This window comes from [Zimmermannella] faecalis ATCC 13722 (genome assembly GCF_000381765.1).
Lineage (GTDB): Bacteria > Actinomycetota > Actinomycetes > Actinomycetales > Microbacteriaceae > Gulosibacter > Gulosibacter faecalis.
On the sequence record NZ_KB907077.1, the window covers coordinates 20,570 to 40,713 of the forward strand.

Sequence of the window (20,144 nt, forward strand, 5' to 3'; positions counted from 1 at the left end):
GTAGGATCCAGACATGGCACTCAAGTTCGCGACCTGCCCGATCTGCCAGGAAGAACACGCACTCAGGGCTAACGGCCAAATGTCCATCCACACCACCGCAGCCAACCTGCGATGCGACCCAACAGAGCAGCTGCGCCGCACAAGCACTCGACTACTCCCGCCCGAGGAGCAGAAGAAGCGTCGGGCAGCCCACAAACAGCGCCGCGACCAAGAGCGTGCCGAGCTCGAACGGATCCGTCGACTCGATCGCGAACGCGAAGAACGCCGCAACAAGCACGCGCCGACCGACGAATACGACGAAGCATTCCTCAAGATGGACATGGAGCCGAGCCACGTCCGCCAATTCGACACCTTCGATCGACGCATCTACGGAATGAGCCAGGTAGTCCGCGGCGGGCTTCCCGGCACATCACGAAGGCACTAACACCCGGAAGGAGCACCCCGATGGACGACCTACTCACCACCAGAGAAGCCGCCCGACGAGTCGGCCGCTCCATCCGCACCATCCGATACTGGCGAGCAGACGGCATGGACGTCTACTTCGACGAACACGGCCACATGAGGATCGAGCTCGACGAACTCCTCACCTGGTACCGAACGAAAACCATGTCGAATCCGGCCCACCGATATCGACTCAGAAAACTCGGCATCACATTGGACTTGACAGCCAAGTGATTGCACCCGATTAGATAAAGATCGACGAAATGTTGAACGCCCCGAGCAGCTGCTGCCGGGGCGTTCGGCTATTCACCCGACTTGACCGCAGGGAGCTCAGAATGCAGCGCAAAGAACTACCCGAGCACAACGAACACTGGGTGCGGGTCGGCCACCGAATGTCACGCTTCCTCTACTGGCTCGGCTACGACACCATGTCAATCTCAAGAACCAAAGAAGAACTCGGCGATCGCCGCACTTCCGAGCAGGCCAGCGACCCAAAAGATGCCGCGCAGCCAACGTCGTCGCTTGGATGATGCGCCGCCGCCGTCGAGCTGCAGCTCTGGGTAGAGCACGTTAATCGCGAGCCCGAGTCCGATTCCTGCGAGAACGAGCGCCACGTACCAGTACCAGGCTCCGCTCCACTCGATAGTGATACCCAGGCGCTCGCCAGCTCTAATGGTCAGCCACACGAGAAGCATGCCAACAACAGCGTTAACTGCGACCCGTGCCCAAGTGTGGAACAGCCAAGACATTTCAGGCTTCTGAGCTTTCAAGAGGTCGCCGAGCTGCCGATCAACTTCCTTCACCCAGGCCGCGTCGTCGCCTTCGATATCAATGGCAATTCCATACAAGGGTCGAAATGTGAACTCAATGCTTCGCCGTCCGGAGTCTGACCGAAGCTCGATCCAATGCGGAACTGTCGCGGAAGACTCAAGCCGCTGACGAACGTCCTTCGGGTTCGCGGTCACCACTTCGTTAGTTCCGCGCCCAGCCCTTAGCCCCGCCTGCACTGACACGTGATCGAGCTCGTCATCCTCAACGCGTAAGAGGTCAGCAGGTGTCGTGAGTAGATCTTCCAGGTCGTCGTAGGTGCCCTGCCAAGCAGACGGCGGTCGCTTACGCGTGATGTGAGTCTCCACTGCGCGCCTTTCACATTCGGTATCCACGCCTCGCATACGGAGCCTAGTGCGGACAGAGACAGTGCGACCCCGCAAGGCCCGCACCAGCACGAGTTATCCACAACACCAAGGACGAAGCATGCCGGAAATCAAGCCCGACAAGTACCACGTCGGCGAAATCGTCTTCACCGATAACGAGATCCTCATTGACGGGCACCGCATCGGCTACCTCGCCATCGGCCCCGACATCGAGGTCAAGCAGGTCGGCGCCGAGTACAAAGCCACCATCACCATCCACGCCATGCACGTCCGGTTCGACACCGCCGTCACCGAGGCCACGCACTACACCCCGCGGCCACCGCTCGTGAAAACAGCGGAAGAGGAAGCCGTCAACGGCCACGCCCAACAGGAGTAGGCGAGCAGTCATGGCCGGATGGAACGGCAGCCGCCGACGCGACGAACTCCCCACCAACTGGGGGCAACTCAAGAAGCAGGCCAAGGCCCGCTCAGGTGGCCAGTGCGAACGCCGAACCAACGGTGTGCGATGCGAGCGTGCAGGTCGAGAACTCCACCACATCAAGCGCGACGTCCACGACCTCCGCTGGCTCGAATGGCTCTGCCCCGAACACCACAGGATCGAAACCATCCGTCAAGCCAAGAACGCGCAACGCGCCAAATACCAAGCAGCGCGCTACCGCGAACCAGAGACACATCCCGGCGCGCCAGCCGACGCCTTGGCCTGGCTCAAGCGCCGAACCAGATAGAACTCCGAGCCTGCCGACGATCGAACACCCCGACCGATTTTCGAACGCGCGTTCGATACGGATAGGGGGAGTCCCCCCGAGGTGCTCCGGTAAGCCGTCGGGCTTAGCAAATTCGTAGTTGCATGCATCGGAATCTATTTTTTCGCGCTGCGCAATAAGAGGTACATACCTCGGTACAAACACGTTTTCGAGGCGTTTTTCGCCGGTTTTCATGCTCAGGAGGTGCCGTGGACGAGAAGAAACGACCTCCGACGGGCCTGTCGGCGAAGTCGCGGAAGCTGTGGAGTGACACGCTCGCGACCTACGACTTGGACGAGCACGAGTACCCGATCCTCGAGTCGGCCTGTCGCGAGCTTGACCTCGTAGCGCTGCTCGAGAAGGAGCTGAAGGGCGCACCGTTGATGGTTCGCGGCTCCATGGGTCAGGATGTGGCGAACCCGCTGCTGACTGAGGTTCGGATGCACCGCAAGGCGTACATCGATTTCATTGGGAAGCTCGATCTGCCTGAGGGTGACGGTGCCGGTGAGGCGGTGAGCCCGCGCACGGCGGCCGCGCAGAAGGCGGCGAACGCGCGCTGGAGTCGTGGCGCGTAGGCAGCGGGCTGTTCGGCATGACGATTCGAGCGAGATTCGCCGGTACTACCGTGAGCTGCTCGCGGAGCCCGCGCGGCCGCTTGACGCGGATTACCCGCCTGAGTTGATTGGCCCGGTGTGGCAGGTCGAGAATGGCCGCTACGTTCTCCCGGAGCATTCCATTGGTTGGGATGCGCTTGTGTGGGCTGGGCAGCGGCTGCAGTTGTCGCGCGGGGAGCCGTGGAAGTTCACGTCTGAGCAGGCCCGTTGGGTTCTGTGGTGGTATGCCCATGATGGGCATGACCGGCTGATCTACGACCGGCAGGGTTGGCTGCAGCGCCTTAAGGGTTGGGGTAAAGACCCGGTGGCTGCGGTTGTTTCCGCGCTTGAGCTGGTCGGGCCGTGCCGCCCTGACGGTGGTAAGGGTGTGGACGAGCCGGATGCGTGGGTGCAGATTCTCGCGGTGACGCAGCGGCAGACGAAGAACACGATGCGGTTGTTTCCTTCGTTGTTCACGGATGAAGCGAAGACCGAGTACGGGCTCGTGATCAACAAGAACATGCTGTATGCGCTCGGGGATACGCGGATGCTCGAGGCGTTGACGTCGAATCCTGACCCGATTGAGGGTGCGCGTACGACGTTCGTGCTCGGTAACGAGATGCAGTATTGGCGGTCGGAGAACCGCGGGCATGACATGTATGGCGTGGTCGAGGGTAACTTGACGAAGAACGCGAAGCAGGCCCGGTTCTTGGGTATCGCGAACGCTTACGTGCCTGGTGAGGATTCGGTGCTCGAGCGCACGCGCTTGAATCTGGAGGCGCATCTTGCTCGGCCGGACGAGGTTGAGTTTTCGGGCATCATGTACGACTCGCTGGAGGCGTCCCCGAAGGCAAAGTTGACCGATGGTGATGACGTGCTGACGCAGGTCACTGAGTCGGTTCGTGGCGACGCGGTGTGGCTGCAGATTCCGCGCATCGTGAAGTCGATTAAGGATCCGAAGAATGCACCGTCGGAGTCGCGCCGTAAGTGGTGGAATCAGCTGGCAGCGGCTGAGGACTCGTGGATGGATCCGTTCTGGTGGGATGCAAACGCGAACACTGATCTGCGGTTGAAGCCGAAGGACGAGATTGTGATGTTCTTCGACGGATCGAAGTCGGATGACGCGACCGTGCTCGTCGCTTGTCGAGTGTCGGATGGGGCGCTGTTCCCGCTCGGGCTGTGGCAGGCACCCCCGAAGGCGCGCCGTGGCACGTGGTTGGCACCGCGCGGGGTCGTCTCGCAGCGGGTTCGTCAGGCGTTCAAGGAATACCGGGTCGTCGGGTTCTTCGCGGACCCTTCGCATACTCGCGAGGACGGCACCCTTGACCCGTATTGGACGGCGACGGTCGACCAGTGGCATCGCGATTTTGGGCAGAAGCTGCTGGTGTGGGCGAAGCCGGGCCGTGATGGGCATTCGATCGCGTTCGATATGGCGAATGCGCACGGTGAGGGCGCGAAGTTCGTCGCTGCTGCGGAACTGTTCGTGGAAGAGGTCGAGCAGGGCGACGTACCGCACCCGGGACATGCGGAACTATCACGGCATGTGAAGAACGCAAAGCGGTTCCCGACACGTCACGGTGTCTCGCTGATGAAGGAAGGCCCGGAGAGCCCGAAGAAGATCGACCTCGCTGTGGCGGCGGTTGGTGCTCGGATGGTTCGCCGGCTGGTTTTGAATCTTGCTGCGAAGCGGAAGCAAGGAAGGGGCGGAGTATGGTGATGCGCCAGAAGGCTGTGACTGAGCTTGCTCGCGAGGTGCTCATTCCGTCACTGATTGAGGAGCGGGAGCGTCAGCAGACGTTCGAGAATTGGGCGCGCGGGAAGCATGAGAAGCCGTATCGGCCTCGTGAGGCGACTCGTGAGTACGATGCGCTGCTCGAGAAGTCACGCACTCCGTTCATCGGGCTCGTGCTGAAGATGCTGTGCCAGTCGATTGAGCTGCGGGATTACTCGCCGTCGAACGAGGCGCTGAAGGACGATCTGTGGGCGGTGTGGCGCGGTAACCGGATGCCTGTCCGGCAGTCGCGCTTGTATCGTGCCGCGTTCCAGGGTGGTCTCGCGTATTCGATGCTGCTCCCTGGCGAGCCGGTGCCTGAGGCGAAGATTTACTCGGCGAAGCGCATGCTTGCGGTGTATCAAGACCCTGAGGCGGACGAGTGGCCGGAGTTCGCGGTGTATATGGAGCCGTCGACGGCGAAGGCGTCGCACTATCTCGTGCTCGATCATGAGGCGGTGTACCGCTTCGGGTACGACCGGGTTGAGGGCAAGCTCGAGTACATCGAGCACCAGGAGCACAATCTTGGTGTCACGCCGGTCGTCCGTTATGCGGGCGAGATGGATGACGAGGGCACCGTTACGGGTGAGGTTGAGCCGCTGATTCCGGTGCAGGCGTCGGTTGATCAGTCGAAGTTTGATCTGCTGATGACGGAGACGTTTGCGTCATGGAAGATTCGCTACATCACGGGAATGGCCGCGCCGGACTCCGAGGAAGACCAGAAGCGTCAGAAGATGATTCTGGAGCGTGACCGGCTGCTGTTGATCGAGAATCCTGATGCGAAGGCGGGCGCGCTCGACTCGACGGACATGAAGCAGTACATCGAGGCGCGCCGGGATGCGAAGCAGGATTTGGCGTCGATCGCGCAGGTGCCACAGAAGGCACTTTTGGGTGCGCAGGCGAATCAGTCGGATGGTGCTGAGGCGCAGGCGGCGGAAGAGGCGTCGATGCAGCGGAAGCTGCACGATTACGAGACGTCGTTTGGTGAGTCGCATCAGCAGTGGTTCCGTCTCGCGGGCCTCTCGCAGGGCAATCTTGAGGCGTGGACGGACTATGAGGGTTCGTGCGACTTCCGCGATGCGTCGATCCGCTCCATGTCGCAGATGGCGGATGCGCTTGGCAAGATCGCGGTGCAGCTGCAGGTTCCCGTTCGCGCGCTCTGGCACATGATCCCGAACGTTGATTCGGGCACGGTGAAGTCGTGGGAGAAGCTCGCGGATGCTGACCCGTATGGGCGGATGCTCCGTAACGTCGATCTGGGCCAGTTCGATGACCAGGCTGTTTGACGAGTACCAGGCCGCGCAAACCCAGCTGGCGCGTGAGGTGACGGATGGGCTCGCGGTGACGATGGGCGCGCTCGACCTGACTCGCGTGGATGCGTCCGCGCCGGGATGGGTCGCGGCCGCATCGTCGGTTGTGCAGCGCGGGCACCGCAAGGGTGTGCAGCTCGGCACACAGTATGCGGAGCAGTTCTCCCACGAGGGCCTCATTTCGGGCCGCTTTCGGGTGAACCCGGCGACGGCGGACGTGAACGCGATCGTGTCGTCGTTGACGGTGCTCGGGCCGCACCGGGCGAAGCACCTCATGTCTCGCGGCACGGATTTCGAGACGGTCGCGCGCACGATCCTCGCTGGCGTGGCTGGTGCTGGCACTCGGCATGCGGTCGGCGGCATGCGTGAGACGGTGCGGAAGACGTACACGCGGGTTCGGCGTATCGCGAAGTCTGGTTGTTGCGGGTTTTGTGCGATGTTGGCGACTCGTGAGTACTGGATCGAGTCTGGTACAGACGCTGCTACATCAGCTGCGGGCGTCGTCGTCGGGCGAAACAAGGGCCGTACTCGCGGCAATCAGCGGGTTGGTGAGAAGTTTCACGATCACTGCAAGTGCGAGGTCGTGCCGATTTCCGACGGACTCCAGCCTGACGGGTATGAGGATCGCCTGGAGTTATTCGAGGACGCCTATTACGAGGCGCGTGAGCGCGCATCCGAGATGGACGGCGGCGCGAACGCACGCAACGTGATCTCGGAGATGAACCGCCTCCAGCGTGAGGGCTGGTTCTAACAATTCTTCCCTGCCGTGAGATGCGGGTGGGGGTTCATAAGGCCGTCAGTGGCGGCCGCACGAGAGTGGAGAGAAACGATGGCTGATATCGCCACCGATCAGATCGAGGACGGTCAGGAGCCGGAACTCGAGCAGGACGAGCACGACGAGCAGGATGACGGGCAGGAGCCCGACGATCCGCAGGAGAGCACTGACGAGGGGTTCGAGGGTGACTTCGACCCGAAGCGTGCTCGCCGCACCATTGACCGTCTCCGTCAGGAGAACAAGCAGCTGAAGGCGAAGCCGAAGGATGCCGACGTTCAGCGGGAGAACCTGCAGTTGCGGGCCGCGCTGAAGCTCGGTGTGCCTGAGTCGTTCGCTTCGCGGCTTCGTGGCGAGACGGTCGAGGAAATGATCGAAGACGCCGGGGAGCTGCTGGATGCGCTCGGCGTCAAGGGTGGCGAGAAGGATGACACTGCGCTGCGTGCGCCGCGTCGTGAGCCTCGCCGTCGTCTGTCTGGCGGGTCGCAGCCCGCGAAAGAACCTGAGATGTCGGCTGACGACATCGTGAATGCCGCAATCGGCAACTAACCAAGCCTCGCCAAACGTGGCGGGGCTTTTTCTATTGAAAGGAGCGCCGTCATGGCGACCAACATTTTCGACAAGGGCGAGAAGCTCGCCGCGACCGCGCTCGCGCTGCTCAAGCGTGAAGTGAAGGCACCGGGCCTCTTCCCGAACAAGCTGACCAAGGCCGACTTCGCTGGCGCAAAGGATGACACCGTGATGGTGCGTCGTCCGGTCGTGCTGCAGGCTCGCGAGAAGGAATGGCGCGGCACTGACGCGATCATTGTTGACCGGATCGTGAAGACCAAGATTCCTGTCGTGCTGAACAAGCACCCGTACAACGCGGTCGGCTTGACCTCGGAAGAGGCCACTCTGGACGAGGTTGACTATGTGCGCGACATTCAGCAGCCTCAGGTTGCTGCACTGGTCGAGTACTTCGAGGACACCATTGTGGGCGCGCTTCGTGGCGCAGACTTCACGATGGAGGTGCCCTTCACTCCGTCGGTCGAGGGCCGCTTCGCTGACCCTCGCAAGGTTGCGCTCCGCGCCCGGAAGCTGTTCCAGGATGCGCACGTGCCGACTGCGGGCCGCTACTGGCTCGTCGGCTCGAGCGTTGCTGAGGCAATTTCGGGCTACGACAAGCTGCTCGATGTTGACACTGCGGGCCTGCCTGAGGCGCTCCGCGAGGGCGTCGTGGGCAAGCTCGCAGGCTTCACCATCATCGAGCTTGACGCGCTCGGCGAAGACGAGTCGTACTTCGTGCACAACTCGGCGCTCGCGATCGCGGTCGTCGCTCCCGTGGTGCCGCAGGGCGCTGCGAAGGGTGGTTCGGCTCGCGCTGGTCACGGCCTCGCGGTGACGCAGGTGTGGGATTACGACGGCTCGACCATGCTCGACCGTTCGGTGGTCCACGCCTTCGTTGGCGCTTCGCTGATCACTGACCCCGAGGTGGACGAGGCAGGCGCGATCGTGCTCGACGGTGACGACAAGCCGCAGCTCGAGTTCCGTCGTGCGATCCGCGTGAACTTCGACTCGGGCGAAACCGCCGAGGAGGAGCCCACCGCCTACACCCTTCAGGTGACTGGCGCTCCGACCGGTGGCACCTACACCCTCGAGGTTGACGGTGACGAGACTGCAGCGATCGCGTTCGATGCGACTAACGCCGCGATCGCCGCAGCAATCAACGCGCTCGAGGGCATCTCGGGCGTGAAGGTGACCGGCACCGGCACGAAGACCGTCACCTTCACTGAGGGTGCTGTGCTCGAGTTGGGTGCGAACGACCTGACTGGCGGCACTACGCCTTCGGTCACGGTCACCGAGAAGTAGCCGATATGGGAGGGGCAGGGCAACGTCTCTGCTCCTCCCCGCTCGAAGGGGGGTAGTCATGGGTGCAGTGCTCGCAGATGTCGACACACTGTTGACGTGGCTCGCAATGCCTGACGTGGGCGAGGAAGAGCGCGCCCGCGCTGAGACTGTTGTGGGCGTGATCAGTGACCTTGCTCGTGGCGAAGCTCGCCGCGAAGAGTGGACGATGGAGGACGTTCCCGGCAACGTGAGCGCCATTGTCCTCATGGTCGCGGCTTCGGTGTTCGGCAACCCGGACAGTAAGACGTCGGTCACGGTCGAGGAAGTCACTCGGCGTTGGGAGAAGGGCGACCTGTTTTCGGGTTCGCAGCTCGCGACGCTGCGGGGGTTCCGCAAGAACAACACCGGGCTGGGCACGATCCAGTTCGGGCCGCCGACTGACAAGCCTGAGGTGACAGTTCCGGCGTCGATCGGAGGGCCGGTGAGGCTTTATGACGGCCGCGGATATTGATCTCCGTATGGCGCAGCGTGAGGCTGAAACCGAGCTCACTGACAAGTGCTTGATCACTCGTGAGGGCGAGGAAGAGTTCAACGAGGATACTGGCCTGTTTGAGCGCACCACGGTGACGGTGTACGACGGTAAGTGTGCGCTGCGGAACTCGGGCGGTGCGCGTGAGACGTTGCTGGCGGGTCGCGAGGTCGACATTTTCGAGTACACGCTCAAGTTGCCGTTCAGTCGGTCGGCGGGTGTGCGCTCGGACGACCTCGTGACCATCACCGCGTCGAAGAACGCGCCTGAGCATGTTGGCCGTCAGGTTCGTGTGAAGGCGCACCGCACGGTGACGCACGCGACGCTTCGTCGGCTACCTGTCGAGGAGGTGACGGGAGCATGATCGAGTTCGACCATTCGGAGGTGCAGAAGCTGCGCGCCAATCTGTCGGCGGTCGGGCCTCGTGTCGCGGTGAACGCGCGCAAGGCTGTCGAGGTTACCGCTCGCCGCGTGAAGGACAGCGCGCGTGATCGCACGCGCGGCATGAAGTACCTCGGCGGTGTTCCCGCGGCGATCGATTACGACATGCTCGGCAGCCTCGACGGCATCCGGGCAGAGGTCGGCTTCAACAAGCGCGGTCAGGGCAAGCTCGGCAACATCATCGAGTACGGCTCGCGCTACTTCCCGGCACGGGGCCAGCTCACCGCGGCGCTCTACGACAACGAAGCGGACTTCGTGAAGGGCATCATGCAGGCCGTCGATGAATCGATGGACCTGTGAGCCGCTCGGAAGGTAAAGCGCTCGAGGCGTTGCTTGAGGGCCGCGGCTATCCGGTATTCCTCGGCGAAGTGCCGTCCACGTTCGACGGCGACCTCGTTGCGAGCAGGGAGCGCCGCTACGTGCTCATCCTGCCGACGTTCACGCCGGACGTGCAGACACGGTTCACGGGCTCGTATGCGGCGCGTGATGCGTCGTTCGTGGTGCATTGCTATGCGCGCACGTTCGATGAGGCCGGGTGGCTCGCTGAAGCCGTCGATGCGGTGCTCCGACCTCGAGGGTTCGGCGTGCGGCCGGTCGTGGAAGGCCGCAACTGTCATCCGATCAAGCGGTCGGAATCGTACGGCCCCGACCGTGAAGAGGCCGGTGCCGGTCTCTGGGATGCGTTCTCCGAATACGGGTTCATGTCCTACCCGAAATAACCGAAACATCCAGTTCAAGCCCCGGCCGTTGGTCGGGGCTTTTCTCGTAAAGGAGGCCCTGATGGGTCAGTTCACGTACGGCTCGGACGAGCCGAAGACGATCACGGTGAAGTCGCACGACGGCCGCGACATTCAGGTTCCGGAGAACCTGAAGCGCCGTTACGACGCGGCGAAGCCCGAAACCACGCCTGCAGAGGCACGGGCTGCGGTGAAGCCCGTTGAAAAGAAGGGTGCATAGCGATGTCGATCAAGAAGGGCTACAACGCGAACCTCGCGCCGCTCGCTGACGGAAACTTCACGCTCATGCTCGTGCCGGCGGAAGAGGTTACCGACCTCACTGCGCCGACGGCGACGCTGCTCAACGGTGCGTCGTCCTATGACGCGACGTATGACCTCACCCCGGATGGATGGGCGCACACCCCGCAGAACGAGGAGATCACGACTGATCGCCTCACCCTGCCGCAGTCCATCATCCGCGAGGGCAAGCAGACCGACACGCTCGAGATCACCTATGCGTACAAGCTCGACAAGGGCGAGGGCGACACCGAGACGGATGAGTTCCTCACGGTCGGCGCCCGCTACGTCGCCTTCGCGCGATACGGCGTCGAGCACGACGAAGACTTCGCGGCCGACCAGGACGTGGACGTCTTCCCCGTGAAGTGCGGCCGTAAGCGCAAGAACGCGCCGACGGCTGGCGCGGAGCTCACGAAGACGGTCGCGCTGACGCCGACGTCGAAGGTGCTTGACGACGTCAAGGTCGTCGCTGGCGCGTAGTTAGGCCCCGTGCGGGGCCGGTTCCCTACTCCCGGCCCCGCACGGCACCTCTCTGAGTAGGAACGAGTAGGAGACTTACTATGGCGAACCGTGCATTTGCGGACATGCTCGATGACGCGAAACCCGGCTACGACGAGATCAATATCGTCATGGATGGCACGCTCTCGCGGGAGCGTGAGGAGCTCGAGAAGGCGCTGGTTGCCGCGAAGGTCGGCAACGGCCGGATGGCGGGCAATGCGCGCGCGATCGCGCAGAAAGCGCTTGACGAGTGGGATGCCGCGCACACCGACGATTTCGCGACGATCCGCATATACGCCTGTCGAGGCAAAGCGGAGTGGCTCGCGATCCGGCAGAAGCACACCGCAACGAAGAACGACACGGATGCGTTCAAAAACATCGGCTACAACCCATACGAGGTCGCCGTCGAGATCGTCACCCGCAAGGGCGTGCAGGTCATGGACGACGGCACCGAAGCCGACGTACCAGCAGAAGCTTGGAAGCGCTACTTCGGTGAGATCGTCACGCAGGGCGACCTCGAGCTGATGACGTCGAAGGTGATGGCGCTGCACTCGAAGCCCTCGGGCGTTGGGGTCGCTGACCGAAAAAAATAATGCTCGCGCAGCCGGACATTCGCGCAGAGGTTCGGCTTGCGGAGCGACTCGGCATCTCCCCCCGCCGGCTGTGGGGCGAAGAACCAATCACCCGCCTACTCCCTGATGGGGAGGGCGGGTTTCTCGTGCAGCGAGAGCCTGAGTTCACCGCTGAGGACATCGAGATGTTCGAGGCGGCACGGCTGGCGGAGGAATCGCTTTCACCGCGCGGAATCACGTACGAGGACGAGCTGAACCCGGCGAACGCGCGCCGTTTCAAGACCGGCAACGAAGAAGGTCTGCCGGAGAAGAACTACGCGGTGATCGCGCAACGGAACGCAGAGAAGGCATACGAGGCGAAGTACGGCACGAAGGATGACCCGGTCGACATGACGGGCATTTTCTTCCCGGTGCGGCTACTCGATTAGAGCCGCTACTGGGAGAGGGAAGCGTCTGCGCGGTCGATTTCGCCGCCGTTGATGGTGACTGCGCACGTCATGGTGATCGTGATTCGAGAGCCCGAAGCGGTCTCGGCGTCGATCTGGCCGCCTGCGATCCATTCGGTGTCGCTGGTCTGGGTCGCGGCCAAGTTGAGCATGTACGCGCTGCGCGGGTTCTCGAGCTGCGATCGCGCGTCGGCGGCGCATGCCTCGATCACTTCGTCTTCGCTCGGGCCCTTTGGCAGCAGCGAGGTGACAACGACAACGGCCAGAACGGCTAACACGACCGCGATTCCGGCTGGCAGGAGCCACCGGGCGGGCTCTCGGGTGGGCTTCATGCCACGACTATAGGAGGCGTTTTGGCTGAGAAAACGGTGAAGGTCACCCTCCGGGCCGACGTCGCGAACTACATCCGGGGGATGCAGTCGGCTGGCCAGGCCACTGACGAGCTCACCCGTGGTGGTGACAACGTCGAGAAGTGGGGCGATCGCTGGTCTGGTGCTGCGGAGAAGATCGGCAGCCAGATGCTGTTCGCGGGTGCCGCGATCACGGCAGGGCTGGGCTTCGGTGTGAAAGCCGCGATGGATTGGGAGTCGGCTTGGACCGGCGTTCTCAAGACGGTTGACGGTACGCCTGCGCAGCTGTCCGCGGTGGAGGAGGGTCTGCGTGAGCTGACGTCTGTCCTGCCCGCGTCGCATACCGAGATCGCGGCCGTCGCGGAAGCGGCCGGTCAGCTGGGTATCGCGACGCCGAACGTGGTCGAGTTCACGCGCACCATGATCGACCTCGGCGAGACGACGAACCTCTCGGCTGAGGAAGCGGCGACGGCGCTGGCGCGGTTCATGAACATCATGGGCACGTCGCAGGACGACGTCGACCGGCTCGGTTCCGCACTTGTCGGGCTCGGAAACAACTTCGCGACCACTGAGGCAGAGATCCTCGAGATGGCGATGCGTCTCGCTGGTGCGGGTACGCAGATCGGCATGACCGAGGGCGACGTGCTCGGGCTCGCGACGGCGCTGTCGTCGGTCGGTATCGAGGCTGAGGCCGGCGGTTCCGCCATGTCGAAGGTCATGATCGATATCGCCGCGTCCGTGGACAAGGGCGGCGAGCGGCTCGAGCAGTTCGCGAAGGTCGCGGGCATGTCGGCGGATGACTTCGCGCAGAAGTGGCGCACGGAGCCTGGCGCTGCTTTGCAGGCGTTCGTGCAGGGTCTCGCTGATGCGGAATCGCAGGGCACAACGACGCTCAGCATCCTCGAGGAACTCGGAATCACCGAGGTTCGGATGCGTGACGCGCTGCTTCGTGCCTCGTCGGCTGCGGGCACCTTCGGTGACGCGATGGCGATGGGTAACGAGGAGTTCGAGAAGAACCTCGCGCTGCAGCAGGAAGCAGAGCTGCGGTACGGCACGACTGAATCGAAGCTTGGCATTCTGCGTAACCGGCTCACGGAGGCGGCGATCACGCTCGGCGCGACGCTGCTTCCGGCGCTCGAGGCGGTCATGTCGGCTGTCGGTGACTTCGCTGACGGGCTGTCCGGCATGGATGGGCCGATGGCGGCGATTGTCGCGTGGGGTGGTGTCGTCGCGGCGGCGCTGCTGCTCGCGGGTGGCGCGTTCCTCACCCTGGTGCCGAAGATCGTCGCGACGAATGTCGCGCTGCAGACCCTCGGTATCAACACCGGCAAGGCGACCGGCGCGCTCAAGAACATGTTCTCGCTCAAGGGCAGCATCGCGATCACCGCGTTCTGGGCGGCGCTCGAGCTCATCAACCTGGGGCTCGAGACTGCTCGGGCGTCGGCTGATGAAGCGGCTACCTCGATCCGGAACGCGGCGAACGCGACTGACGTGCTCGAGGCTGCAATGTCTCGGACAGTGTCGGTGGGGGAGTTCTTCGGGTGGCGGAATGACGCAGAGGATGCGGCGAACCTCCTCGCTGACCTCACCGATCGAATCCAGGCCACGCAGGGTGCTTGGTACGAGGTCGGGCAGCAGGGCCGCGACGATATCGCGATGTTCCAGGAACTCGGGCAAGTGCTCGCGGACATGGATCCGAGCGAGGCTGTGGCGGCGTTCCAGGAGCTCGCTGCGAGCCTGCCTGATGAGCAGATCGTGCAGCTGCTCGATCTCATGCCTGACTATCGTGACTCGCTCAACGATCAGGCGGCGGGCCTCGGCATTGTCGATGGCGCGCTGGACACGTACGAGGAGAAGCTGGCGCTCGCGAAGTGGGCGCTCGAGGGTGGCGCCGATGCGTCGGGTGAGCTGACTGGCGAGCTCGATGAGCAGGCGGTGTCTGCGGAGCAGGCTGCGGCGGCGATCGACGCGCTCGCTGACGCGATCCGGTCGTACGATGACCTGCTCGCGGGCATGATGAATGCGGAGATCGGCTACTACCAGGCGGTTGATGAGGCTACGGCTGCGCTCGAGAAGAACGGGCAGACGCTCGACGTCACGACTGAGGCTGGTCGAGAGAATATGTCGGCGCTGCTCGATCTCGCATCTCAAACGAACGAGTGGGGTGCATCGATCATCGAGGCCGGTGGGTCGGTCGAGGAGGCCGGCGCCGCGGTGGAGGCTGGCCGTCAGAAGTTCATCGAAATGGCGGTCGCGATGGGCATGGCGGCTCCGGAAGCGGAGGCGCTCGCCGACGAACTGTTCGGCATCCCGGAGAACGTGCAGTCTGAGGTCGACGTCGTCACGGCGAACGCGGCCACGGAGCTGCAGGGCATCATCGATCAGATCGGTGAGCTCAATGGCCCCGGTATTCCGCCGATCGTGATTGACGCGATCACCGATACCGCGAAGGGCAAGCTCGAGGAACTCGGCATCAAGGTCGTTGAGCTCGATGACGGCACGTGGCAGGTCGAGTTCTCGGCAGACCCGACTGAAGCGCAATCCCAGCTCGAGGCGCTGCAGGCAGAGATCGATGGCTCGTCGGGAACGACGACCGTGAACGCGGATGACACTCCGGCGCGCACGACGGTCGACGGGTGGCTGGCGGCGACTGAGGCGACGGTGGCGGTGTCGACCGCTGACGCTGACGCCGCTGAGGCTCGTGGCGAGGTGCTGGCGTGGAAGCTCGAGGCTGACGGTACGTGGTCGGTGTCGCACATGGACGCTGAGAAGGCGGCCGCAGATGCGAAGGTCGTCACGTGGGAGCGTGACGCGAACGGCACGTACACGATCTCGCACATGGGCGCGGAAGCGCAGTCGGCGTACAACAACCTGCACGGGTTTGAGTCGTCGGCGAACTCGTCCTGGTCGACGGTGAATGTGAGCGCGAACACGTCGGCTGCGGAGGCGCGAATCGCTGCGCTGCGGCATATGGCGGTCACGGTCGCGGTGAACGCGGTCGTGTCGCGGCTTAACGCGGATGGCGGCATGTACGCCTACGCGAACGGTGGCTTGCGGTCCTATGCGAACGGCGGCTACGGGTCCTTCGCGAATCCGTATCGCACGCTCCCGTCTGGGATCTATCCGGGTGGGAAACCTATCTACAAATTCGCTGAGCCAGAGACGGGCTGGGAGGTTTTCGTCTCCGGCAAGCGGGGCCGGGAGTTGCAGAACCTCGGCTACCTGTACGAGGCGGAATCGCGGCTGCTGCGGCAGATCGGGCGCACGCGTGCGTTCGCCGGCGGCGGTGGTACCGACTACCAGCAGGCGCGCTGGGCAGACAATCGACCGATGGTCGTGCGGATGCCGGTCGCGACCTCGAGGAGTGCAGCGCCGATCACGGTTGCTGGGCCGCTTGTCGCGGTCGATCAGCTCGTGGTCGATTCGGATGAGCGGGTGCAGCAGGTGTCTCAGGATCTGTGGATGCGGGCCGATAGGGCTGCGCGTGCGCAGGGCAAGGTCAACCTTGGGGGTGCGGTCGAATGAGTTTCATTTACGGTGGCGTTTCGACCGCATCCCTGCCAGGGGTGGATGCCGGTTTGGTGGATTGGCGGTCGCTTACGGGGCTGTCGGTCGAATCCATCCAGACACCGGGCACGCATGGCCGGATTGTTGCGGAGTCGACGCGGTCGGCGGCGCAGTTCGTGTTCGATGTCGAGGTCGAAGGCGCGACGATCGAGGAGGCGCTGCAGCGCGCCAACCAGTTCGCGGCGTTCATCGACCCCGACCGTGGGCCGAAGTCGCTCGACCCGCACGGTGTGGGCGATTGGGCGTATCCGGAGGCGGTCACGGCCGGGGATATCGAGTGGCAGGGGCACGGCACGTTCGTGAAGGCGGAGGTCGTGTTCGAGGCTGACCCGTTCGCGCGGCCTGCTGCGGATGAGTCGTGGCAGCGCTCGAGTGCGGGCACGCTCGCGTTCACCCGCACGAAGGGCAACGCGCGGTCGTTTCCGACGATCGAGCTCAAGGGCACGCTCTCGGCGTCGCAGACGGTGACGCTGACGCTGGGCGGGTATTCGTGCACGATCACGGGCCCGCTGACTTCGGCTCAGACGATGCGGCTGGACTTCGAGTCGTTCGAGTTTGCCCGCTGGTCTGGCGCGTCGAAGGTCGCGTCGCTCGTCACGAAGATGAGCAGCCTCGACCGTCTCGAACTCTGGCCTGACACCGCGTATTCGCTCGTCGTCGCCACGACCGGCAGCCTCACCAATGTGACGGTGAAACCGAACTCTCGAACCTTGTAGGAGGCTCCTGTGTGGGATGACCGACTCTCCTGGTCTGGCGAGGTGCCGCTTGACCTGCCGGAGCTCAACCCGGTCGCTGCGCTCCGCTTCGATCAGGGCTATGAGGGTACGTGGCGTGACGCGGTGGACTCGACGCATATTTGGTCGGTTCCGGGCTGGGGCCAGAGCCAGCATGGGGTGTCGGCTGGGCCGTGGGGCACACGGCTTGGCCTGAACCTCGTCAACCCCGCCACGGAGCAGGGCACGCTCTCGCTCCCGCATTTCGCGGGCCTGTGGCCGTCGTCGGGGAAGCTCCTCACGGGCATGTGGGTGTCGCAGTCGTACACGATGACGTTCAACCCGCTCATGTCGAGCCGTGGCGGCGAGGGCGCGCCGCTCGCGTACCTCTCGTCGCACACGAACGGTTCGCTCCGGCACCAGGTCTACAACGCCGCCGGGGCGCTGATTCTCGACCAGTACGAGACCCCGACGTGGGGCGAGGGCTACACAGGATGGATGTGGGTCGGCCAACTCGTCGATTTGGATGCGGGTACGTCGCAGCTCGCGGCGGTGCAGTGGTCGGGCCATGTCGCTTGGCTCTCCCCGGTGCGCTCCCTGTCGGGCACGCCGAACAAGGCCTGTACGGCTCCTATCGATATCGCGGGCCTGCCATCGATTGGCATGTGGTCGGGCGGCTATTTCGATGACCTGATCATCGCCCACCCCTCGGCGGGGTTCGATTTTGGTGCGTTCGTCGAGCGGCTCCGGCTGGGTACGTGGGCGACGGGCTCGAACGAGGCCGCCGCGGGCCGTCTCAGGGTGTCGGATGCCGCTGTTACGGCGGTCGCGTCGCACACCCTCTCCACGGGCGCGCAGCAGGTGTCGTACTCGGGCGGGCGTGAACCGTCTCGTGCAGCCACGGTGTACCGGTCGAGCAACAACGGCACGAGCTGGGTGGAGGGGCCTCTCCCGGCGAGCTTCACGGGCCTCGTGCGGTTCGATATCTCCCTGAACGCTGGTGACGCGTTCACGGGCGTCGAACTCCTCCCTCCCTCTCCGACGTTGGCGGTGATTCCGACTCAGACGGTGCCGCAGCGCGGCAGCGAGACGGTCGACCTGAACGCCACATACACCGGCCCGGTGTCGTGGAATGTCGCAGTCGTCGGCCTCAACGCTGACGTGCAAGACGACACCCTCACACTCTCGGCAGAGTGGGCCGCGGGCGATATCCCCGTGACCGCTACGGTGCGTGACCAGTGGGGCCGCACCGCCTCCAGGACGTTTACGGCGCAGGTGGAAGCCCCGGATTGGGAGCCTCCGCAGCCCTCGCGCTATCCGCGGGTGCCGATCATCCTCGGCACTGGGAACGACCAGGTCGCGATCATCGACAGCCTGTCGGCGGTCGCGACGAGCGAGGTCAACGGGGAACAGTACTTCGAGTTCACTGTGCCGGTGAAGCACCGCCACGCTGGCGTGCTCGCACCCGAGCTGCCAGTGTCGGTCGCGGGCGACCTCTACAAGGTGCGCCGCATCGAGACGGCCCGTGAATCGCGTGTGCCGGTCTATTCGGTGTACTGCGAAGCGCTGTTTTATGACCTGGCATATGCGGGTCAGATCGACGGCCGTGAGTTCCTACAGACCACGGCCGGGGATGTGCTGGCGCTCGCCCTGGAGGGCACGGGCTGGACTATCGCCGCCGTGAACGTCACCACGCGCAGGACGTACACGGTGGAGGATTGTTCCCCGCTCGAACTGCTTCGTACGGTGCAGGCGCAGCATGGCGGCGACCTGCTGTTCGACAACGTCGGCAAGACTGTCTCGCTCGTCACGCGCTCCGGCCGTGACGTGGGCGTGGCGTTCTTCTATGGCCGCGGCCTCACCGAATCACAGCGGGTGGTAGATACGACAAGCCTGGTGACGCGCATTTATGCGCGGAACGAGGAGGGCGTGACCATCGCGTCGGTGAACTCGGGTGTGCCGTATGTGGAGGACTTCACGTGGACGAGCGAGGTGCGGGAAGCGACCTATGATTTCGCGTCCGGTACGTCGCCGTTCACGATGCTGTCGATGGCGCAAGCCACGCTCGCGAACCGCTGCAAACCCTCGTACAGCTACAAGTTCACCGTGGCCGACCTCTCCCACCAGAGCGGGCAGGAGATTGACCGGTTCGACGTTGGCGACACCGTCACCGTCGTTGACGACGAACTCGGCATCCGCGAATCGCAACGCATTGTGTCGGTCGAGCACGACATTGTGCAGCCGTGGAAAACGAAGGTAACCCTCTCCGGCAAGCTCCGCGAACTCGGGAAGGACTCGAGTGATCAGGCGGGCGCGCTCACGACCGGCGCGACCAACCGGGCGTTCGATCTTGTGCCGTTCAACCTCCTCAAAAACGGGCGGTTCGACAACGCGCTGGCGCACTGGGCTAGCTCTGGTGTGGAGATTGTCGACGGTGCAGGCACCGGGGATTATGCGGTCCGGTTCGAGGGTGAGGGCACGCGCTGGATTGAGCAGACGGTCAATCCTGACAACCGTTCGGAGTATGCGCTGTCGATGCACACCCGCACCACGGGCGGTGATGTGCCGCCGCTCAGAGCACTCGTGACGGTCGAGTACGAGGACGGCACGACGGAAACCATTCCGGTCGAACTCACTTAGGGGGGGCGTCATGCAGGGCACGTTCCGTACCGGGTCGAAACGCATCCGGCGCATGGTGCTCCGGCTGGAAGGCAGCAACGTCACCGTCACGGACGTGATGCTCCAGCCGGGGCGCAACCCCTCCGGCTGGCTCCCTCACGTGACGGAGTTGCCGTGGATCGCGGGCGTCATCTCAGGAGGTAGCGCGATGGATCAGGACGTGATCGAACGCTTCGAGCAGCTCGAATCGCTCACCCTCATGCAGGCCGCGCTTCTGCAATCCCTCGGGGTGAAGGTCGAAGACCTCGAAGCCGGCGGCGGCGGCATCGACCAGCAGGCGATCTACGACGCCTATGTCGAGACGAGGGGCAATGGCTGACCTCCGAGATTTGGCGATCCGTACCGCTGAGGATGTGAACCAGCACGCCGCGCTGATCGCGGGCAAGGCGAACATCGAGCACGTGCATACGGCGGAGGACATTACCGCGGGCACGCTCGCCGCCGCACGCCTCCCCGCCGCGTCCACCAGTGCACGTGGCGGGGTGCAGCTCGCCACCAACGCGGAAGCCACGGCAGGCACCAACACGGCGAAGGCCGTCACCCCGGCCGGGTTGAAGGCGAAAGTTGATCCGCTCGAAGCGCGCGTCTCCACCGTCGAAGCCGGGCAAGGCGGCTCAAGCCTCACGAACGTCATGGTCACAAACGGTGTACCCACCGGCTCCGCACCGGTCGGGTTCTGGGCCATCGACGCCACCACGGGCGACTACTACCAGATGGAGTAACCA

General features: G+C 63.9%; 25 protein-coding genes. 22 read left to right on the forward strand and 3 right to left on the reverse strand.

What is annotated here, in order from left to right; genetic code table 11:
• Positions 1-13: 13 nt before the first annotated feature.
• A complete protein-coding gene (locus tag G328_RS16470; RefSeq protein ID WP_154651531.1) occupies positions 14-424 on the forward strand; it encodes a hypothetical protein in 411 nt (136 codons plus the stop codon).
• Between the two features lie 20 nt (positions 425-444).
• A complete protein-coding gene (locus G328_RS0105930; RefSeq protein WP_019618423.1) occupies positions 445-675 on the forward strand; it encodes a MerR family transcriptional regulator in 231 nt (76 codons plus the stop codon).
• A gap of 203 nt (positions 676-878) precedes the next feature.
• On the opposite strand, the gene G328_RS16475 is transcribed toward G328_RS0105930, so the two are convergent.
• Positions 879-1,577, reverse strand: a complete 699-nt coding sequence (locus tag G328_RS16475) for a hypothetical protein (protein ID WP_154651532.1) — start codon at positions 1,575-1,577, stop codon at positions 879-881.
• Between the two features lie 118 nt (positions 1,578-1,695).
• On the opposite strand from G328_RS16475, the gene G328_RS0105940 reads away from it, so the two are divergent.
• Entirely contained in the window at positions 1,696-1,971 is a 276-nt protein-coding gene (locus tag G328_RS0105940) for a hypothetical protein (protein WP_019618425.1), read from the forward strand.
• 91 nt (positions 1,972-2,062) lie between these two features.
• Here G328_RS0105940 and G328_RS16480 read toward each other — a convergent pair whose 3' ends face one another.
• Positions 2,063-2,533 carry a hypothetical protein gene (locus G328_RS16480; protein WP_154651533.1) on the reverse strand — a complete coding sequence of 157 codons (471 nt, stop codon included), beginning with the start codon at positions 2,531-2,533 and terminating at the stop codon, positions 2,063-2,065.
• Positions 2,534-2,547: 14 nt separating this feature from the next.
• Here G328_RS16480 and G328_RS0105950 point away from each other — a divergent pair, with 14 nt between their 5' ends.
• From G328_RS0105950 to G328_RS0106015, 14 genes are all read left to right on the forward strand, one after another.
• Entirely contained in the window at positions 2,548-2,913 is a 366-nt protein-coding gene (locus G328_RS0105950) for a hypothetical protein (protein WP_019618427.1), read from the forward strand.
• Between the two features lie 115 nt (positions 2,914-3,028).
• Positions 3,029-4,648 carry a terminase gene (locus G328_RS0105955; RefSeq protein ID WP_235619850.1) on the forward strand — a complete coding sequence of 540 codons (1,620 nt, stop codon included), beginning with the start codon at positions 3,029-3,031 and terminating at the stop codon, positions 4,646-4,648.
• 14 nt (positions 4,649-4,662) lie between these two features.
• Entirely contained in the window at positions 4,663-5,988 is a 1,326-nt protein-coding gene (locus tag G328_RS0105960) for a phage portal protein (protein WP_222828665.1), read from the forward strand.
• A complete protein-coding gene (locus tag G328_RS0105965) occupies positions 5,972-6,763 on the forward strand; it encodes a VG15 protein (protein WP_019618430.1) in 792 nt (263 codons plus the stop codon). Before G328_RS0105960 ends, G328_RS0105965 begins: the two co-directional genes overlap by 17 nt.
• Before the next feature lie 78 nt (positions 6,764-6,841).
• Positions 6,842-7,333 (forward strand): hypothetical protein, encoded by a 492-nt coding sequence (locus G328_RS16485; RefSeq protein ID WP_019618431.1) that lies wholly within the window; start codon positions 6,842-6,844, stop codon positions 7,331-7,333.
• Positions 7,334-7,384: 51 nt separating this feature from the next.
• Positions 7,385-8,632, forward strand: a complete 1,248-nt coding sequence (locus G328_RS0105975; RefSeq protein ID WP_019618432.1) for a major capsid protein — start codon at positions 7,385-7,387, stop codon at positions 8,630-8,632.
• 58 nt (positions 8,633-8,690) lie between these two features.
• A complete protein-coding gene (locus G328_RS0105980; protein WP_019618433.1) occupies positions 8,691-9,122 on the forward strand; it encodes a hypothetical protein in 432 nt (143 codons plus the stop codon).
• On the forward strand, positions 9,103-9,504 hold the full coding sequence (locus G328_RS0105985; protein ID WP_154651534.1) for a DUF6093 family protein: 402 nt from the start codon (positions 9,103-9,105) through the stop codon (positions 9,502-9,504). Before G328_RS0105980 ends, G328_RS0105985 begins: the two co-directional genes overlap by 20 nt.
• Positions 9,501-9,881 (forward strand): hypothetical protein, encoded by a 381-nt coding sequence (locus G328_RS0105990; protein ID WP_019618435.1) that lies wholly within the window; start codon positions 9,501-9,503, stop codon positions 9,879-9,881. The genes G328_RS0105985 and G328_RS0105990 overlap by 4 nt, the downstream gene beginning before the upstream one ends.
• Positions 9,878-10,300: a hypothetical protein gene (locus tag G328_RS0105995; protein ID WP_019618436.1), complete on the forward strand. Its 423-nt coding sequence runs from the start codon at positions 9,878-9,880 to the stop codon at positions 10,298-10,300. Before G328_RS0105990 ends, G328_RS0105995 begins: the two co-directional genes overlap by 4 nt.
• Positions 10,301-10,361: 61 nt before the next feature.
• Positions 10,362-10,538: a hypothetical protein gene (locus G328_RS16490; RefSeq protein WP_019618437.1), complete on the forward strand. Its 177-nt coding sequence runs from the start codon at positions 10,362-10,364 to the stop codon at positions 10,536-10,538.
• 2 nt (positions 10,539-10,540) lie between these two features.
• The gene (locus G328_RS0106005) at positions 10,541-11,074 is read left to right on the forward strand and encodes a phage tail tube protein (protein ID WP_019618438.1); all 534 of its coding nucleotides are present in this window, start codon (positions 10,541-10,543) and stop codon (positions 11,072-11,074) included.
• Between the two features lie 80 nt (positions 11,075-11,154).
• On the forward strand, positions 11,155-11,685 hold the full coding sequence (locus G328_RS0106010) for a hypothetical protein (protein ID WP_019618439.1): 531 nt from the start codon (positions 11,155-11,157) through the stop codon (positions 11,683-11,685).
• The gene (locus G328_RS0106015; protein ID WP_019618440.1) at positions 11,685-12,092 is read left to right on the forward strand and encodes a hypothetical protein; all 408 of its coding nucleotides are present in this window, start codon (positions 11,685-11,687) and stop codon (positions 12,090-12,092) included. The genes G328_RS0106010 and G328_RS0106015 overlap by 1 nt, the downstream gene beginning before the upstream one ends.
• A gap of 5 nt (positions 12,093-12,097) precedes the next feature.
• Here the strand turns inward: G328_RS0106015 and G328_RS0106020 are convergent, their stop codons facing one another.
• Positions 12,098-12,442, reverse strand: a complete 345-nt coding sequence (locus G328_RS0106020; RefSeq protein WP_154651535.1) for a hypothetical protein — start codon at positions 12,440-12,442, stop codon at positions 12,098-12,100.
• Positions 12,443-12,463: 21 nt separating this feature from the next.
• Here G328_RS0106020 and G328_RS15785 point away from each other — a divergent pair, with 21 nt between their 5' ends.
• From G328_RS15785 to G328_RS16615, 5 genes are all read left to right on the forward strand, one after another.
• Positions 12,464-15,985, forward strand: a complete 3,522-nt coding sequence (locus G328_RS15785; protein WP_019618442.1) for a phage tail tape measure protein — start codon at positions 12,464-12,466, stop codon at positions 15,983-15,985.
• A complete protein-coding gene (locus G328_RS0106030; protein WP_154651536.1) occupies positions 15,982-16,743 on the forward strand; it encodes a phage tail family protein in 762 nt (253 codons plus the stop codon). The genes G328_RS15785 and G328_RS0106030 overlap by 4 nt, the downstream gene beginning before the upstream one ends.
• Positions 16,744-17,070: 327 nt before the next feature.
• Entirely contained in the window at positions 17,071-19,380 is a 2,310-nt protein-coding gene (locus G328_RS0106035; protein WP_187325738.1) for a phage tail protein, read from the forward strand.
• A 10-nt stretch (positions 19,381-19,390) separates the two neighbouring features.
• Positions 19,391-19,738 (forward strand): hypothetical protein, encoded by a 348-nt coding sequence (locus tag G328_RS0106040; protein WP_019618445.1) that lies wholly within the window; start codon positions 19,391-19,393, stop codon positions 19,736-19,738.
• Positions 19,731-20,141 carry a hypothetical protein gene (locus tag G328_RS16615; RefSeq protein WP_019618446.1) on the forward strand — a complete coding sequence of 137 codons (411 nt, stop codon included), beginning with the start codon at positions 19,731-19,733 and terminating at the stop codon, positions 20,139-20,141. Before G328_RS0106040 ends, G328_RS16615 begins: the two co-directional genes overlap by 8 nt.
• The last annotated feature ends 3 nt before the right edge of the window (positions 20,142-20,144 follow it).

Bases quoted from the DNA above. Each gene is read 5' to 3' on its own strand.
- G328_RS0106005 (WP_019618438.1), top strand. From the start codon at position 10,541: ATGTCGATCAAGAAGGGCTACAACGCGAACCTCGCGCCGCTCGCTGAC.
- G328_RS16615 (WP_019618446.1), top strand. From the start codon at position 19,731: ATGGCTGACCTCCGAGATTTGGCGATCCGTACCGCTGAGGATGTGAAC.
- G328_RS0105980 (WP_019618433.1), top strand. From the start codon at position 8,691: ATGGGTGCAGTGCTCGCAGATGTCGACACACTGTTGACGTGGCTCGCA.
- G328_RS0105965 (WP_019618430.1), top strand. From the start codon at position 5,972: ATGACCAGGCTGTTTGACGAGTACCAGGCCGCGCAAACCCAGCTGGCG.
- G328_RS16470 (WP_154651531.1), top strand. From the start codon at position 14: ATGGCACTCAAGTTCGCGACCTGCCCGATCTGCCAGGAAGAACACGCA.
- G328_RS0105930 (WP_019618423.1), top strand. From the start codon at position 445: ATGGACGACCTACTCACCACCAGAGAAGCCGCCCGACGAGTCGGCCGC.
- G328_RS16490 (WP_019618437.1), top strand. From the start codon at position 10,362: ATGGGTCAGTTCACGTACGGCTCGGACGAGCCGAAGACGATCACGGTG.
- G328_RS16480 (WP_154651533.1), bottom strand. From the start codon at position 2,533: ATGAAAACCGGCGAAAAACGCCTCGAAAACGTGTTTGTACCGAGGTAT.
- G328_RS0106020 (WP_154651535.1), bottom strand. From the start codon at position 12,442: ATGAAGCCCACCCGAGAGCCCGCCCGGTGGCTCCTGCCAGCCGGAATC.
- G328_RS0106010 (WP_019618439.1), top strand. From the start codon at position 11,155: ATGGCGAACCGTGCATTTGCGGACATGCTCGATGACGCGAAACCCGGC.
- G328_RS0105990 (WP_019618435.1), top strand. From the start codon at position 9,501: ATGATCGAGTTCGACCATTCGGAGGTGCAGAAGCTGCGCGCCAATCTG.
- G328_RS0106040 (WP_019618445.1), top strand. From the start codon at position 19,391: ATGCAGGGCACGTTCCGTACCGGGTCGAAACGCATCCGGCGCATGGTG.
- G328_RS0105940 (WP_019618425.1), top strand. From the start codon at position 1,696: ATGCCGGAAATCAAGCCCGACAAGTACCACGTCGGCGAAATCGTCTTC.
- G328_RS0106015 (WP_019618440.1), top strand. From the start codon at position 11,685: ATGCTCGCGCAGCCGGACATTCGCGCAGAGGTTCGGCTTGCGGAGCGA.
- G328_RS16485 (WP_019618431.1), top strand. From the start codon at position 6,842: ATGGCTGATATCGCCACCGATCAGATCGAGGACGGTCAGGAGCCGGAA.
- G328_RS0105975 (WP_019618432.1), top strand. From the start codon at position 7,385: ATGGCGACCAACATTTTCGACAAGGGCGAGAAGCTCGCCGCGACCGCG.
- G328_RS0105985 (WP_154651534.1), top strand. From the start codon at position 9,103: ATGACGGCCGCGGATATTGATCTCCGTATGGCGCAGCGTGAGGCTGAA.
- G328_RS0106030 (WP_154651536.1), top strand. From the start codon at position 15,982: ATGAGTTTCATTTACGGTGGCGTTTCGACCGCATCCCTGCCAGGGGTG.
- G328_RS0106035 (WP_187325738.1), top strand. From the start codon at position 17,071: ATGACGTTCAACCCGCTCATGTCGAGCCGTGGCGGCGAGGGCGCGCCG.